Consider the following 14,774-nt stretch of genomic DNA (forward strand, 5'->3'; position numbering starts at 1 on the left):
GCGAGAAAGACGTCAGGAGTCGTTCCGGTCCTCCAGGCCGTTTACCGGACTGCTTCAGGCCGCCAAGATAGACAGTTGTTACCCGCCCCTGCCATCCGGCAACTCCGGCCGGATGCCGGGCGGGCGTAGGTCGCGGCGGAAATGCCACAGCCCACCACTTAGCAGCAGGGCGTAGCGCAGGCCCTGGGCCAGGGGCGCGCCCAGCAACCCCAGCCGGGGCAGCAGCAGCACCAGCAGCAGCCCGAACAGCCCGGCCGACCCCGCCTGCACGGCGACGTAGCGCCCCACCTGGGCCCGGGCCGTAAACAGGAAAAACAGCGTCCAGGTCAGGAATTTAAGCCAGTCGGCCAGCAGTTGGGGGCCCAGCAGGAAGCCGGCGGCGGCAAAGCGCGGCTCGAAAAGCAGGGGCAGCAGCCAGTTGCGCGCCAGCCAGATGGCCCCCAGGCCCACCGCCAGCCCCGGGGCCAGCACCCGCAGCACCAGTACCACGAAGCGGCCCTGCTGGTGAGGATGGCTGCTGAGGGCCGCCAGACGGGGGTAATACACGCTTCCCACCAGGGCCGAAAACACCATGGTATAGTTGTCGGAAAGCTTGACCACGGCCTGCCACAGGTCGGTAGCCGCCAGTCCGAACTGCCGGATCAGTACTTCGCGCAGCGCAAAATCCACGGCTTTGGAAAACAGCAGCACGCTCAGGGCCATGAGCAGGAAACGCCCCAGGCCGCGCAGGGCCGGCCGGCTGAGGCGGCCGCGCAACCGGGGCAGCAGCCCGGCCCGCAGGGCCACCACGGCGGCGGGCAGCAGCGTGAGGCCCTGGGCGGTCAGGTACGCCAGCAGGGCCTGGGCCACGGTGCCGTGGTAGCCCAGCAGCACCCCGCCCACTGCCAGCGGCCCCAGCAGGCTCAGCAGGACGGTAAGCGCGGCGTACGCCCACAGGCGGCCCGCCGCCAGCAGCACCACAATCAGCAGGGCGTGGCCTACCAGCAAGGCCAGCCCGGCCCCGAACGCCAGGGCCCACCCCGGCCCCACGCCCAGCACGCCCAGCAGCGGCCCGGGCAGCAGCAGCACCGCCCCCAGGGCCAGCAGCACCGCCGCAGCGTTGAGCACGGCCGCCGCCCCCAGCCAGGCCCGGTACCGGCCCGAACCGGCCCGGAGCGGGGCCAGGTACTTCACCACCCCCACGTGCACGCCGTCGTTGGGAAGGGTGGTAAACAGGGCCAGCAGGTTCTGGAAGTGGGCCAGCAGCGTGAGGCCGCCCGGTCCGCCGTACACGGCCAGCAGCTTGTTGAGCACCAGCGCCCCCACCGTCCGCGCCCCTACCGCCACTCCCACCGCCGCCGACCCGCGCACCAACCGCCCGAAAACGGCACTCCGGGATTCAGTCTGGGAAGTAGGCATGCCGGCGGGATTGGGAGAAGTTCGGATATGGATGAACAGGGGCGGAAACGGGCAGCGGCTCGGCAAACCTACCGGCCCGGGCCGGGCCCAGCGGGCAGCCCCGGTAAGTATCACGCCTCCGGTGGCGGGCCGGCCGTCAGCTCAGCGGCTTCGAGAAGGTAAGCTTAAGGCCCGACAAAGCCCCCAGATGACGCTTGAAGCGCAGCAACGACTCATCGACGCCGGCAGGCCGGGCCGAGATGCCCAGGTCGAGCAGCCGCATGCCGCTGGCCCGGCCGAAGGCGTGCAGGCCGGCGTTGATGAGCACCATCGGACTCAGGTGATTATACGCCCGCGGGCTGGCGGGCAGAAAGTGGTAGAGCACATCGGCGCGCACCTGAATGGCAACCGACACGGCGGCCCACTCCCCCGCCGCATCGCGCACCGAAAACAGGAAGAAGTGGCGCGGCAGGGCCCGGAACAGATCCTGTAGCTGCTCGAGCGTGATGTTCAGCGGCTGGCCCTTTTCCTGGCGGCAGCGGCGCACAAACTCGTAAGCCAGCGGCAGCAGCAGGGGCGGCTCCTGCTCGAAGCGCAGGCCCTGCCGCTGGCACTTGCGCAGCCGCCGCCGCGCCGAAGGGTGCAGGTGGGCCTCGTAGTCGCGCGCGAGCGGCAGGTAGCTGTTCAGCTCCACGGGGCCAATCTGGTAGCCCAAATCGGTGAGGACCGCCGTGAGCCGGGCGCTGGCAGCGGGTTCGTAGGCGAAGGCGGGGGGGCGCAGCGTCAGGGAGCACACGCCGCGGGCTGCCAGCGCGGCCTCTACCGCCTGCAAGAAGACCCGCAACACGTGCTGGGGCAGCGCCGGAGCAGTTTGCACGGCCCCGAAGGGCGCCCGCCAGGGGCTGCGGGCCACGCCCTCCCCGACTTCCCAGGCTACCGACAGCTGGGCTACGGTGTGGCCGACGGCGGGCTCTTCCAGGAAAAAATGCAGCTGCTGGCCGGCGCTGGTTTGCCGGGCCTGGTGGGCGGGCGTCAGGTAGAGCCAGGGCGCGTAGGCCGGGGGCAGCGCCGGGGCCGCCCCGGCCTGCTGGCGCACCACGTAGCCTTTCGCCGGAGCGGGTAAAGCAAGCACAAGCGGTGCAACGGGGGAAAGCAAAGGCAGAGGGCTAAACCGGAAAACAAGGGCCGAAAGTACAACGAATTCCGGCTTCGGCGGGCAGTAGCGGCGTTTTAGCCGGGCGGCGGGCCGAAGCCGGCAACCGAAACCTGGGGCGGGCGGCCACCTGCCCGACCCACGCGCCAGCCTTTCCGCCAAAATCCCGTAAACTGCCCCGGATTCCGCTTTTTCTGTTGCCCATGATGCCCCCCTCCGCCCCGGCTACTCCCCTGCCCGCTCCGCCCCTTGCCAGGTCCTTTGATGAGGAAGACGAAGACACCGACCACCTCTCTCCCAAAGCCCTGGCCGAGCTGGAAGCGGCCCGCCTGCTGCGCGAGCAGCAGATTGGTCAGCGGCCCGGCACGCTCACTCTGCGCGCCGATGCCATGGCGCCCCGCCTGATGCTGACCACCTACGACGAGGATTTTTTCCACGAGCACGAGTACGCCAACTACGACGAGCTGCTGCATTTTTTTCGCCAGCATCCTGACAAAAAGCACTGGCTTGACGTGCGTGGCTACAACGACCTGGGCCTGATGCAGCGCCTCATGGACGATTTCCGCATTCATCCCCTGCAGATGGAAGACGTGCTCGGCGACTACCAGCGGGCCAAGGTGGAGGAAACCGACGACGGCCTGTTCCTGGTCTCGCGCATGACCGAATTCACCCGCCTGCTCGACATCGAGGACGACCAGCTCTCCATTTTTACGGGCGACAACTACGTGCTCACTTTCCAGGACGACTACGACGACTGCCTGGAGGCCGTGCGGGTGCGCCTGCGCCTGGGCCGCACCAACCTGCGCCGCCGCACCCCGCTTTACCTGGCCTACGCCCTCACCGACGTGGTACTCGACCACTACTACCCCACCATGGCCGCCATCGGCGACTACATCGAAACCCTGGAGGAGCGCATCTTCCAGGGCCGCGCCGACCGCCGGGTGCTCAACCGCATCCTGCGCATCAAGAAGGATATCGTACGTTTCCGCCGCCTCGTGTACCCCGAGCGGGAGAAGATTGCCGAACTCCTGCGCATGCCCGACGAGGACGTGCCCGAGGAAATCAAGGTCTTCTTCAAGGACTGCTACGACCACGCCATTCAGGCCCTGGACCTGGCCGAGAGCTACCGCGAAACCGTGAGCAGCCTGGTGGAACTCTACATGTCGGACCAGAGCAACCGCGCCAACGAGGTGATGAAGGTGCTCACCATCATCAGCAGCATCTTCATTCCGCTGAGCTTCATTGTGGGCCTCTACGGCATGAATTTCCAGCGCGAAGGGCCCAACGGCCAGGTGAACTACCTTAACATGCCCGAGCTTTACAGCCCCTGGGGCTACCCCACGCTGCTGGCCTTTCTGCTGCTCGTCGTCATCTTCCAGCTGGCCTATTTCTACCGCAAGGGCTGGCTGACGAATAAGTGAGGTGGCGAGGTGGTGAAATGGTGAGGTGGTGAGGTGGTGAGATGGTGAGTTTGACGTTCAACAGTCCTAACCGCGCCATCTGTGCAGACAGGTCCGTTGAACATCAAACTCACCACCTCACCACCTCACCATTTCACCATCTCACCACCTCACCTATTTCACCGCTTCCACCCGGATGTCGGTGCGGCGAAGTTCGGGGCCGTTGACGCGGAAGAGGTGGAAGGTGCTGGTGAGGGGGTCGTAGGTGAGGTCGATGCGGGGCGTGGTGCTGTCGAAAGGCTTGCCCCCGATGAGGCGGAAGCGGGCGTCGTAGAGGTAGGCCTTATTGGGGCCGGTTTCGGTGAGGGCGTACACTTGGCGGTCGGGGCCGAAGTTGAAGTACTGGATGGAGCGCGGGGCCGAGGTCAGGAACGACTGGCTGAGCAGGGCCTTGCCGGTGGGGCTGAACAGGGTGAGGCGCCCCCCATCCTCGCGCGATACCACGTAGGTGCGCTGGCGCTGGTCCGGAATCAGGCGGAAGCGTGATTCCCGGCTCCAGGTGGCCACCCGCTGCCGGCTCACCACGTCGCCGCTCAGGTTGAAGGTCACCCGCTCGCCGTGCTGGCTGACCACCGTCAGGCGGGTGCGTTGCAGCGTGGGCCCGCTTTCGACCAGCACCCCGCTGGCCAGGCGGGCGCCCACGCTGATGGGAAAGCCCGGAAAGGCCCCGCCGGCCTGGTCGAAGGCGTACACGTAGCCGTTTTCGAGCAGCACCACCACCACGTCGCGCCCGTCCACGGTCAGGTACTCGGGCGCCCCGGCCAGGCGGAATTCCAGCTGCTTGGGCTGCCAGCCGGCGTAAGTGCGGCCCTGGGTATCGTAGAGAAACAGGTTGCTGCCCCCGCCCGCCACCAGCAGGCGGCGCGGGGCCGGCTGCTGCGTGGGCGGCGACACGCTCAGGGAAGTGGCGCGCACGGTATCGGGCAGGTTGAGCGGGAAATTGGGCTGCAGCTGCCCCCGGCTGTTGTACTGGTAAAGGCGGCCGGGTGTGGCCACCAGAAAGCCCGTGGCGCCCGGCAGCCGCACGGTGGGCCCCACCAGCGGCCCGGCCAGCGAATCGGACCAGGCCACCACGTTGTCGGGGGTGATGTAGTGCAGCACGTGGGCCGTATCCTGTACCAGCACGCCGGGCAGCTTGGCCCCGGCCACCAGCACGGCCTCGGGCGAGGTTTCCAGGGGCACTTTGAAGTCGAGCACGCTGCCCGTGCCGTCGGCGTTCTGGGGCCGGGCCTCGGCCGGGCCCTCGGCGGGGTGGCGCAGCAGAAACTGGGTGAAGTACTGGGCCCCGGCTTCCTGCTCATTGGCCGGCGGCACCCACTGCAAAGCCACCTGGGGGAAACGCTTGAACAGGGTTTCGTTGCGCAGCAGGCCGGCCCGGCGGTCTTCCTGCAGGCCCCGCAGCAGCAGGTTCCAGCAGTTGCGGGTATCGAGCAGCACGCGCAGGCGGGCCAGGGGCTGGGTATCCTGCAGAAAGGCCACCTGGGTGGGCGAGCGGCTCCAGACACTGCCCGCCGCCACGTCGGTCAGGTACTGGCGCAGGGCGGCTTCGTCGTCGCCGAACACCACGTAGTTGCCCACCACCGCCACCACCGGCCGGGCAAAGCCCTGGAACAGCGTACCCAGCAGCTCCCGGGGCAATTCACTCACGCCGGTCTGGTACCACTGGTAACTGCCCACCTTCCCGAAGGCCGGGCTGGCCCCGCTGGCCCGGCGCAGCTGGCCCAGCAGGTTGCTCACGGCGGCCGGCCGGCTGGTGTAGGCCAGGGCCAGCTTGCCGGGGCGCACCCGGGCCGAGGCCGTGCCCAGGTAGCACAGGGCCACTTCCTGGCTTAGCTGGGCCGTCAGGCTATCGAGCAGGGGCTGCACTGCCGGGGCCAGGGAGTCGGGAGCGGCAGAGGAGGGGCGGGGGCCGCGCAGCACCCGCACGGGCCCCAGGCCCAGGTGCATGACCAGGGCGGCGCGCAGGGGCAGCACCTCGGCCATGCGCAGGCGCTGGGCGGGCTGGCCCACCAGTCGCTGGTGCAGGCCGTCGCGGGCCAGCTCGGGGTTGGCGAAACCATTAAACTCCACCTTGTTGCCCACCAGCCGCATTTCCGTCATCTCGTTGCGGGCCAGACTGGCCACGGCCGCTATTTCGGGCGTCAGCTCGGAACGAAAAAAGACGCCCATGAGCTGGGGCAGCCGCCGCTGGTTGAGCAGCAGCGTAGCATCCACGTCGCGGAGCTGGAAGTAGTCGATGTTCTGGAAATCGGCCGCTACGGTGGGCGCTTCCGGCTGGGCCAGGCGGCGGGCTACGGCTTCCACCAGCTCGGGCCGGGCACTGAACACGAGGTGGTTGCGGTAGTTGAGCAGGGTCAGTCCCTCCTCACCGTCGGGCACGCTTATGTCGGTCAGCAGCTGGCCTTCGTAGTCGCGGGTAGTTACCCGGAAGCGGGCGTCGCGGCCCAGGCCTTCGAGCAGGCTGCGCACCTGGCGGTATTCGCGCACGCTCCCGATGGGCACCTGAAACAGCAGGTCGAAGCGGCCCGGCCCCGTGACGTGCAACGAGGTAAGCACCCGCTTGCGGCCCAGAAACCTGAGCACCACCCCGCGTCCCCCGGTCAGGCTATCGGCCAGAACCAGGGTTTCCTCCACCTGCTGGAAGTAGCGCACGGCCGTCAGGTTGTCCCAGACCTGGGTTTCCTTAAGGTGACGAATCAGGGTGGAATGGTCGCGGGTGACGACTACCAGCGCCGCATCCTCGGGTACCAGGCTCCAGGGGTCGACGGGCACGCGGGCCAGGGTGCGGCGGTAGTACACGTAGGAGCCCAGGGCCGTGAGCAGCAGCAGCAGACTTGCCAGAAATACCAGAACGCGGTTCGACATGCAGGGAAACCCAGGAGCGGGGGGTGGGCAAAAATAGGCAATCGGGGCGGAGCAGCGGCGAATGCGGGAATCAGCGACTGGGGGCGCTCAGGATGACAAACGGCCCACGCCTTCGCTGATTCCCGCATTCACTCAATTGCCCATTCACTATCTTCCGGGCCCAAACTCTCCCTTTTTTCCTTTTTATGTCTGAAAAGCAAGGCCATTTTCAGCGGGCCATTACGCTGTTCGACGCCGTCATGATTGTCTCGGGCAGCATGATTGGCTCCGGTATTTTCATTGTCAGCACCGATATCAGCCGCAAGGTGGGCTCCACGGGCTGGCTGCTGGTGGTCTGGCTGCTGACGGGTGTCATCACCCTGGCCGGGGCCGTGAGCTACGGCGAGCTGTCGTCGATGTTTCCGAAGGTGGGCGGGCAGTACGTGTACCTGCGCGAGGCCTACAACAAGCTGGTGGCCTTCCTCTATGGCTGGACGCTGTTTCTCGTGATTCAGACCGGCGTTATTGCGGCCGTGGCCGTGGCCTTCGCCCGCTTTACCGGCGTGCTTTTGCCCTGGTTTTCGGAAGCCAACGTGCTGTTTGCCGTGGAGAACGTGCCGCTGCTGGGCACCTTCCAGTTCAGCACGGTGCAGCTGCTGGCCATCGGGCTGCTGGTGTTTCTGACTTACATCAACTCCCGGGGCGTGCGCTCGGGCAAGCTGATTTCCAACATCTTCGGCAGCACCAAGCTCGTGGCCCTGGGTTTGCTGATTCTGACGGGCCTGCTGCTGGGCGTCAAGCACGAGGCCGTGAGCCAGAACTTCCAGCACATCTGGCAGGCCGCCAGCTTCGACGCCGCCGGCCAGAGCACGCCCCTGACGGCCGCCGCCCTGGTCACGGCCATCGGTCTGGCCATGACGGGCTCCCTGTTCAGCTCCGACGCCTGGAACAACATCGGCTTCGCGGGCGACGAAATCGTGAAGCCCGAACGCACCATTGTGCTGAGCATGGCCCTGGGCACGGCCATCGTGACGGGCCTCTACCTGCTCATCAACGTGGTGTACCTGCTGGTGCTGCCCCTGCAGGGCGCCCCCAATGCCCCCGACGTTATCGGGCGGGGCATCATGTACGCCACCGATGAGCGCGTGGGCACGGCCGCGGCCGAAAGCATCCTGGGCGCGCCCGGGGCCTACGTGATGGCCGTGCTCATCATGATCAGCACTTTCAGCGCCGACAACAGCATTCTGCTCTCGGGCGGCCGGGCCTACTACGCCATGGCCCAGGACGGCGTATTTTTCCCCGCCATGGCCCGCCTCAACAAGGCCGGCGTGCCCGGCGTGGCGCTCTGGGGCCAGTGCGTCTGGGCCTGCCTGCTGTGTCTGTCGGGCTCCTACGGCGAGCTGCTCAACTATGTGATGTTCTCCGTGATTCTGTTCTACGTCATCACCATTATCGGCATTTTCGTGCTGCGTCGCACCCGGCCCGAGGCGCCGCGTCCTTACCGGGCCTGGGGCTACCCGGTGGTGCCGCTGCTCTACATTGTGCTGGCTTCCACCTTCTGCTTTATCCTGCTCACCGACCCGGCCAACTCCAAATTCGCCCAGCGCGGCCTGCTGCTGGTGGCCCTCGGCGTGCCGGTGTACTACCTGGTCCGCAACCGTTTCGCCCGGAAAGTGAATAAGTGAAGTGGTGAATGAGTAAGTTGGATGGTCATGGCGAGGAGGCACGACGAAGCAATCCGTCCTTCACGCAGTTCAACCGCCTGATAAACGTAAAGCCCCTGACGTATGCACGTCAGGGGCTTTTTGGTAGGTCAAAACGGAGAAGATGGGAAAGGACGGATTGCTTCGGCTGGTGGCCTCGCCATGACCATCCAACTCACTCATTCACCACTTCACTTACTCACCGCTAGCGGCGGCGGCGGCGGGTGGTTTCCTTGGGCGTCAGGGTTACGTTCTGGCTTTTGGCGCTGCGGGTGCGTACCAGTTGGTCTTCGTAGCCGCCGTAGCCGTACAGGAGCGAGTTGTCGGCGTTGGCGGGTACTTCCAGCGAGTAGTTGCCGTTGGCATCAGTGCTGGCTACTTTCTTGGAGCCCTTCAACATTACAGTGGCACCGGCCAGGGGGCGGCCATCTTCGTCGAGCACCCGGCCCGTCAGGTTCACGGTGGCAGGCGCGGCTTCTACCGGCTCGGGTGCGGGCGCGGCTACCGGGGCCGCGGCTACTTCAGGTTCCGCCTCGGCTTCGGCCTTTTCTTCAGCAGCGGCCTGGACAGCGGCGGCGGCCGAGGTAGTGGCCGCTACGGTTTTGGTGGTGGTGATGGCCGGGGCTTTGGCGCTGGCTTCAGATTTGGCGGCGGCAGCTTCCGCTTCCGTCGGGGCAGCGGCCACCTCGGCCTGGGGGCGGGTGCCCGTAACGGTAGCTTCCCCGAGCTCCATAATGGGTACGGCAGCCGCAATGCGGCGGGTCGTCTGGGCCGGGAGCAGCACGTAGCCCAGAATGACGATGGCTACAATGGCCCCCACGATGATGGCCAGCCGGCTATTACCCGACGATAGTTCTTCCTCGGCGCTCAGCAGCTCGGGCGCAGTATCGGGGTTGTCAACAGTGTTGGTAGAGTTGGTATCCATACCAGGAGTAAGTAAAAGAAGTGGGAGTTGCAGAAAATCAGCGTTCGGAAGCCGGCGTGTTCAGGAGTATTTCGGCCCAAAATGAAACCACCGGCTGTTAAAGATATAGAGTTCCCGCCCGTAGTACCTAATAGGCTGTACCGATTTCAGAATTTTATTTCCCACCCTGATTTGCATAATTCCGGCGGAAAAGGTCCCATAATCTCAAAAAAAGAGCCGTTTCGCTTTCATACTGAAAGCGAAACGGCTCTTTTTTTGGTAGTAGCCGGCTGGCTTAGTCCTGGGCCGGCTTGGCGGGGCCGCTGGGCGCGTCTTCCCCGAACTTCTGCTCCTGACTGCGGATGGCGTTGCCCATCTCGTAGCTGCCCTCCACCCCGAAACCGGGGCCGGCGGCCTGCTCGCCCGCGTCGTGGTGCTCGTTGCCGCCCTGGGGCACGCCCTCGCCCCCGCGGATGGTCAGGTTTTCGAGCTGGTCCTTCTGGTCGGCGCGCTGGGTGAAGCCCCCGGCGCCCGTGTTACGCTGGGCCGAGGGGTCGGAAGCGTCCTTGCCGTTGCTCATGCTTTCCTTGAACTCCTGCTCTTTTTTGAGCTGCTCGTTATCGGGAACAGCGTTCTGGGTATCGTTGACGATTTCCTTGTTGGTGTTGAGGTCGTTGCGGTTATCGGTGGCCATGAGAAATGCGGGTTGCGTGGACGGGTTGAGTGGAAAGGGTTTACTTTGTTACTACGCACCGGACCCGGCCGGGGTTAAGCCCCCTGGTTCGGCCGGCGCCGCGGCCCCACCCGCCGTCCCCTTAAAACCGCCGCCCGGCCGTACGCAGTGGCCGGGGCGGACGTCTGCCCGACCGGGTGGCGTTTGTTTCCTCCCGTTTTTCTTTGTTGCGTATGCACCTGGTTATCATCGGCAACGGCATTACCGGCGTCACGTGCGCCCTCACGGTCCGCCGCCTGCAACCTGCGGCCCGCATCACGCTGGTATCGGCCGAAAGCGCCCACCACTTTTCCCGCCCGGCCCTGATGTACGTGTACCTGGGCCATCTGCGCTACCAGGACATTAAGCCCTACGAGGACTGGTTCTGGCAGGAAAACCGCCTGGAGTTGGTCCAGGCCGCCGCCACCGGCCTCGATGCCGCCCGCCAAACCGTGCAGCTGAGCACCGGCGCCGTGCTGGCCTACGATAAGCTGCTGCTGGCCACCGGCTCGGTGGGCCGGCGCGGCACCTGGCCGGGCCACGACCTGGCCGGGGTGCAGACCTTCGTGACCCTGCCCGACCTGGAGCAGATGACCCGCGACACCCACGGCATCCGGCAGGCCGTGGTGGTGGGCGGCGGCCTGATTGGCGTGGAGCTGGCCGAAATGCTGGCTGCCAAGGGCGTGGCCGTGACCATGCTGGTGCGCGATGACCGGTACTGGGGCTCGGTACTCCCGCCCGAGGAAGCCGCCCTGATCCAGCGCCAGCTCGATGACCACCACATCACGGTGCGCTACCGTACCGAGCTCCAGGCCCTGCTGCCCGACGCGCACGGCCGCGTGCGGGCCGTGCAGACTACGGCCGGCGAAGAGCTGCCCGCCCAGTGGGTGGGCCTGGCCGTGGGCGTGGTGCCCAACCTCGCGCTGGCCCGGGCCGGCGGCCTGGAAACCGACCAGGGCATTCTGGTGGATGAGCTGCTGCAAACCAGCCAGCCCCATGTGTACGCGGCCGGCGACTGCGCCCAGCAACGCGCCCCCGGCCCCGGCGAAGTGGCCGTGGAGCAGCTCTGGTACACCGGCCGCCACCAGGGCGAAACCGTGGGCCATACCCTGGCGGGACAGCCCCGCCCCTACCGCCGCGGCCTCTGGTTCAACTCGGCCAAGTTCTTCGACCTCGAGTACCAGACCTACGGCCGGGTACCCGCCCGCCCCGATGCCCGGGAGCACAGCTTCTGCTGGCAGCACCCCAACGGCCGCCACCTGCTGCGCCTGAACTTCCGCCGCGATTCGCTGGCCGTAACGGGCCTCAACGTGCTGGGCCTGCGCCACCGCCACGACACCTGGCACCAGTGGCTGCAGGCCGGCACGCCCGCCCCGCAGGTGCTGGCCAACCTGGGCGCCGCCAACTTCGACCCCGAGTTTTTCCGCCAGCACGAGGCCGACATCGTGCGCCAGTTCAACGCCCAGTTCCCTGAGCACGCCGTGCCCCGGCCGCGTCGCCGGGGCCTGTTCCGCGTATAGCCCCCGGCCCTACGGGCTATTCTTCACTCTGCTACCCCTCTTTTCGCATGGATTTCAGCAAACTCTACCACCCCAGCGCCCTCAACAGCTTCCAGTATATTGCCATCGTGGGCGCCATCATGAGCGGGGCGGCCCAGCTCATCATCGGGTGGCTGGGCCACGCCCGCCCCGAGGGCTACCTCTACCTCTACCTGTGCTGGCTGGGCCTGTACGTGTTCGGCTCCCTGCTCAACCTGTTCGGCAAACCCTCCGACGGCCACCACCATCACCATCACTAGGGATTAGGGATTAGGGATTAGGGAAAGAAACGTCATTCCGGGCAGCGCGAGGAATCCCGCGGGCTGCTGTTGCCGAAGCACTCCTCCCCCAAACCACCGTTCCTGCGTCAGCCCGCGCGATTCCTCGGCTGCGCTCGGAATGACGTTCTGTCCTTCATTCTTCATCCCTAATCCGAAATCCCTAAGACCTCCCACCTAAGTCCTGACCATGTCTGTTCTAGCTTCTGTCCCGCTTACTGCCGAGCCGCCGGTTCCCGAAGTGGCTCCTACCGAAAAGCTGCTGCTGGCCGTGGTGGGCCTGGGGTTGCTGCTGCTGCTGCCCGTGGCCTTCGATGCCGATGCCGAGCGGGCCCGCTGGTGCTTTTTCGGGGCCCTGGGCCTGCTGAGCGCGGGCACTCTGGGCTGGTCGTGGTGGAAGTACGGACGCGGGCCGGCCGGCGTGCACCACCACAACCTGTGGCTGCGGGCCAGCACCGCCCGCGGGGCCGTGGCCTGGCTCACGGGCATCGTGCTCACGGGCTTCTACGTCATCCTCTACTGGTTCAGCGCCGACAACGGCCAGGGCAACTTCGGGCCTCTGAACCAGCTCGTCCACGCCCTCGACCCCGCCAGCCAGCTGCTGCGCCACCGGCCCTCCGACCAGTGGTTTCTCTACGGCACGTTTTACACGCTGGCCATTCTGGTGATGGGGGCCCGGGCCCTCTGGAAGTACCGCCACTCGCCCTACCAGCGCCTCCGCACGGTGTCGGTGATGTTCTTTCAGCTGGGGTTTGCCTTTCTGCTGCCGGGGCTGCTGCTGGCGTTTCAGCGGCCCGAGTTCTACTTCAGCTACTTCTGGCCCCTCAAGTACGACTACCTGTTTCCGGGCACGGTAAGCTATCTGCTCCGCGACGGCGGGCCGGCCCTGGGCGTGTTCCTGGTGTTCTGGACGGCCGTTATTTCCTTCGTGGGCGTGCCCGTGCTCACGTATTTCTTCGGCAAGCGCTGGTACTGCTCCTGGGTGTGCGGCTGCGGGGGCCTGGCCGAAACCGCCGGCGACCCCTACCGCCACCTCTCCGACAAAAGCCGAGCGGCCTGGCGCTGGGAGGTTCGCCTGATTTACCCCATTCTGGGCTTTATCGTGCTGCTGACGGCCCTGCTGTGGCTGGGCGCGGCGGGCATGCTGCCGGGCTGGTTTACCACCCCGCAGCAGTCGGGCCTGCCGCTGGTGGGCGGACTGAGCCCGGTGGATGGGTTGAGCAAGGTGTACGGTTTTGCCATTGGCGCCATGTTTTCGGGCGTTATCGGGGTGGGCTTCTACCCGCTGATGGGCACCCGCGTGTGGTGCCGGTTCGGCTGCCCGATGGCGGCTTACCTGGGTCTGCTTCAGAAGCACTTTTCGCGCTTTCGCATCACCACCAACGGGGCCCAGTGCATCTCGTGCGGCAACTGCTCCAACGTCTGCGAAATGGGCATCGATGTGCAGCAGTACGCCCAGCGCGGCGAGCCCATCATCCGGGCCTCCTGCGTGGGCTGCGGCATGTGCTCCACGGCCTGCCCCCGCGGCGTGCTCAACCTCGAAAACGGCCCCCGCGAAGGTCGCTACCAGGGCTCCCAGCTCATCTCGGCCGATTCGTTGCGGATGCTGAGCTAAGTATCACCCCGACCTAATGATGATAAGCCCGAATGGTTCAGCAACGACACCTTGGTAACTGTGGCACCTGCAACGGGCTGGCACATCGGATTCCGGTGCGCATGGGGTGCTACGTGGTGAACCCCATGCGGAAGCAGCTTATCGCACGAACTTCAGCAGCCCTAGCTGAGGCGCAACGGAACCACTACCCCGTGCGGCTGCTCTGCCAACTGGTGGAAGTGCCGGCCAGCGGCTACTACGCGTGGCAATAAGCGCAACATCGAAAGGTAGCGCAGCGGGAGCCAGCTTGGTAAACGGTTCTGCTCAAGATATTTTTGGGGGAGGCATAAACGCTGCTATGGGACGAGGCGGCGGCGCATGCGCCGCAACTCATGGCCTTCACTTCGCGCACCACGGATTCGACCCACGGGCTGCGCTGAGCGCCGAACCACCTGCTTGAACAGCCCAAGCTGGCCTAAGCCAACCGGGTCTGGGTCAGCGACATCACGTATCTGCCGCTGGCAAATGGCAACTGGGCCTATCTGTGCGCTTTTCAGGACATGGCCAGCAAGCAAGTGGGGAGCTGGCAAGCGGGGCCACCATGCCCGAGGAGCTAGTGACCAGGGCCTTGCAGTGCGCTTTTGGGTCGCAGCCGCCTACCTCGGGCCTCGTCGTCCACTCCGAACGGGGCGGGCAGTACTGCGGCAACGCCTACCGCAAGCTGCTGCATGAGCACCAAGCGGTGCGCTCACAGAGCCGCCGGGGCAACTGTTACGATAATGCGCAGGCTGAACCGCATAAAGGTTTTTGTGTCTGGGGTCGCGCCTCAAAACGGAGGTGCTAGAAGTCCGCGAGTGGCCCGTTTTTGCCAACCTAGCCGAGGTTCAGCGCAGCGTCGCCGAGTATTTTGACTACTACAATCACGAGCGTCTGCATTCTAGCATCGACTACCAGACACCGTATCACAACATTCACCAACAGCTTCTTCAATTTAGCACCCTGAACTGTCCGGCGTAACTGGACCACCTCAGTCCACCAGAATGCACTTTTTCAGTCATGAGCAGCGGAAGTCAGGACTTCTCGCTGTCCGTTTCAGCTAGACTACCTCACACACCAGCCAGGCCGCATCTATGAGAAGCGCCTGTGCCCCCAACCGCACTACAACCTACAGAGTATAGGCAGCCGGCAATTGGTCGGTGCGAGTATCAGCC

The 14,774-nt window shown here is 65.7% G+C and carries 11 protein-coding genes; 6 read left to right on the forward strand and 5 right to left on the reverse strand.

Annotation, left to right across the window (positions count from 1 at the left end; genetic code table 11):
• Window positions 1-78: 78 nt before the first annotated feature.
• A complete protein-coding gene (locus tag KLP40_RS18355; protein WP_215595291.1) occupies window positions 79-1,398 on the reverse strand; it encodes an MATE family efflux transporter in 1,320 nt (439 codons plus the stop codon).
• A 136-nt stretch (window positions 1,399-1,534) separates the two neighbouring features.
• The gene (locus KLP40_RS21580) at window positions 1,535-2,509 is read right to left on the reverse strand and encodes a GNAT family N-acetyltransferase (RefSeq protein ID WP_215595292.1); all 975 of its coding nucleotides are present in this window, start codon (window positions 2,507-2,509) and stop codon (window positions 1,535-1,537) included.
• A gap of 224 nt (window positions 2,510-2,733) precedes the next feature.
• Here KLP40_RS21580 and corA point away from each other — a divergent pair, with 224 nt between their 5' ends.
• Window positions 2,734-3,951: a magnesium/cobalt transporter CorA gene (corA, locus tag KLP40_RS18365; RefSeq protein WP_215595293.1), complete on the forward strand. Its 1,218-nt coding sequence runs from the start codon at window positions 2,734-2,736 to the stop codon at window positions 3,949-3,951.
• A gap of 153 nt (window positions 3,952-4,104) precedes the next feature.
• Here corA and KLP40_RS18370 read toward each other — a convergent pair whose 3' ends face one another.
• Window positions 4,105-6,855: a hypothetical protein gene (locus tag KLP40_RS18370; RefSeq protein ID WP_215595294.1), complete on the reverse strand. Its 2,751-nt coding sequence runs from the start codon at window positions 6,853-6,855 to the stop codon at window positions 4,105-4,107.
• Window positions 6,856-7,040: 185 nt separating this feature from the next.
• Here KLP40_RS18370 and KLP40_RS18375 point away from each other — a divergent pair, with 185 nt between their 5' ends.
• Window positions 7,041-8,519, forward strand: coding sequence for an APC family permease (locus tag KLP40_RS18375; protein ID WP_215595295.1), 1,479 nt, complete (start codon window positions 7,041-7,043; stop codon window positions 8,517-8,519).
• Between the two features lie 223 nt (window positions 8,520-8,742).
• Here KLP40_RS18375 and KLP40_RS18380 read toward each other — a convergent pair whose 3' ends face one another.
• Window positions 8,743-9,462, reverse strand: a complete 720-nt coding sequence (locus tag KLP40_RS18380; protein WP_215595296.1) for a carboxypeptidase-like regulatory domain-containing protein — start codon at window positions 9,460-9,462, stop codon at window positions 8,743-8,745.
• 274 nt (window positions 9,463-9,736) lie between these two features.
• On the reverse strand, window positions 9,737-10,135 hold the full coding sequence (locus KLP40_RS18385; RefSeq protein ID WP_215595297.1) for a hypothetical protein: 399 nt from the start codon (window positions 10,133-10,135) through the stop codon (window positions 9,737-9,739).
• 212 nt (window positions 10,136-10,347) lie between these two features.
• On the opposite strand from KLP40_RS18385, the gene KLP40_RS18390 reads away from it, so the two are divergent.
• The 4 genes from KLP40_RS18390 to KLP40_RS21680 all read left to right on the forward strand — a co-directional run bounded on the left by KLP40_RS18390 (window position 10,348) and on the right by KLP40_RS21680 (window position 14,580).
• Window positions 10,348-11,673, forward strand: a complete 1,326-nt coding sequence (locus KLP40_RS18390) for an NAD(P)/FAD-dependent oxidoreductase (RefSeq protein WP_215595298.1) — start codon at window positions 10,348-10,350, stop codon at window positions 11,671-11,673.
• Window positions 11,674-11,720: 47 nt separating this feature from the next.
• The gene (locus tag KLP40_RS18395; protein ID WP_215595299.1) at window positions 11,721-11,951 is read left to right on the forward strand and encodes a hypothetical protein; all 231 of its coding nucleotides are present in this window, start codon (window positions 11,721-11,723) and stop codon (window positions 11,949-11,951) included.
• Window positions 11,952-12,159: 208 nt separating this feature from the next.
• Window positions 12,160-13,584, forward strand: coding sequence for a 4Fe-4S binding protein (locus KLP40_RS18400; RefSeq protein WP_215595300.1), 1,425 nt, complete (start codon window positions 12,160-12,162; stop codon window positions 13,582-13,584).
• A gap of 786 nt (window positions 13,585-14,370) precedes the next feature.
• Window positions 14,371-14,580, forward strand: coding sequence for an integrase core domain-containing protein (locus KLP40_RS21680; RefSeq protein ID WP_394370041.1), 210 nt, complete (start codon window positions 14,371-14,373; stop codon window positions 14,578-14,580).
• The last annotated feature ends 194 nt before the right edge of the window (window positions 14,581-14,774 follow it).

Origin of the sequence: Hymenobacter piscis (genome assembly GCF_018760735.1) — a bacterium.
GTDB lineage: Bacteria > Bacteroidota > Bacteroidia > Cytophagales > Hymenobacteraceae > Hymenobacter > Hymenobacter piscis.

What these genes read in the sequence shown, in the direction of transcription:
- KLP40_RS18355 (WP_215595291.1), bottom strand. Translation starts at nt 1,398, where the DNA reads ATGCCTACTTCCCAGACTGAATCCCGGAGTGCCGTTTTCGGGCGGTTG.
- corA (WP_215595293.1), top strand. Translation starts at nt 2,734, where the DNA reads ATGATGCCCCCCTCCGCCCCGGCTACTCCCCTGCCCGCTCCGCCCCTT.
- KLP40_RS18370 (WP_215595294.1), bottom strand. Translation starts at nt 6,855, where the DNA reads ATGTCGAACCGCGTTCTGGTATTTCTGGCAAGTCTGCTGCTGCTGCTC.
- KLP40_RS18375 (WP_215595295.1), top strand. Translation starts at nt 7,041, where the DNA reads ATGTCTGAAAAGCAAGGCCATTTTCAGCGGGCCATTACGCTGTTCGAC.
- KLP40_RS18380 (WP_215595296.1), bottom strand. Translation starts at nt 9,462, where the DNA reads ATGGATACCAACTCTACCAACACTGTTGACAACCCCGATACTGCGCCC.
- KLP40_RS18385 (WP_215595297.1), bottom strand. Translation starts at nt 10,135, where the DNA reads ATGGCCACCGATAACCGCAACGACCTCAACACCAACAAGGAAATCGTC.
- KLP40_RS18390 (WP_215595298.1), top strand. Translation starts at nt 10,348, where the DNA reads ATGCACCTGGTTATCATCGGCAACGGCATTACCGGCGTCACGTGCGCC.
- KLP40_RS18395 (WP_215595299.1), top strand. Translation starts at nt 11,721, where the DNA reads ATGGATTTCAGCAAACTCTACCACCCCAGCGCCCTCAACAGCTTCCAG.
- KLP40_RS18400 (WP_215595300.1), top strand. Translation starts at nt 12,160, where the DNA reads ATGTCTGTTCTAGCTTCTGTCCCGCTTACTGCCGAGCCGCCGGTTCCC.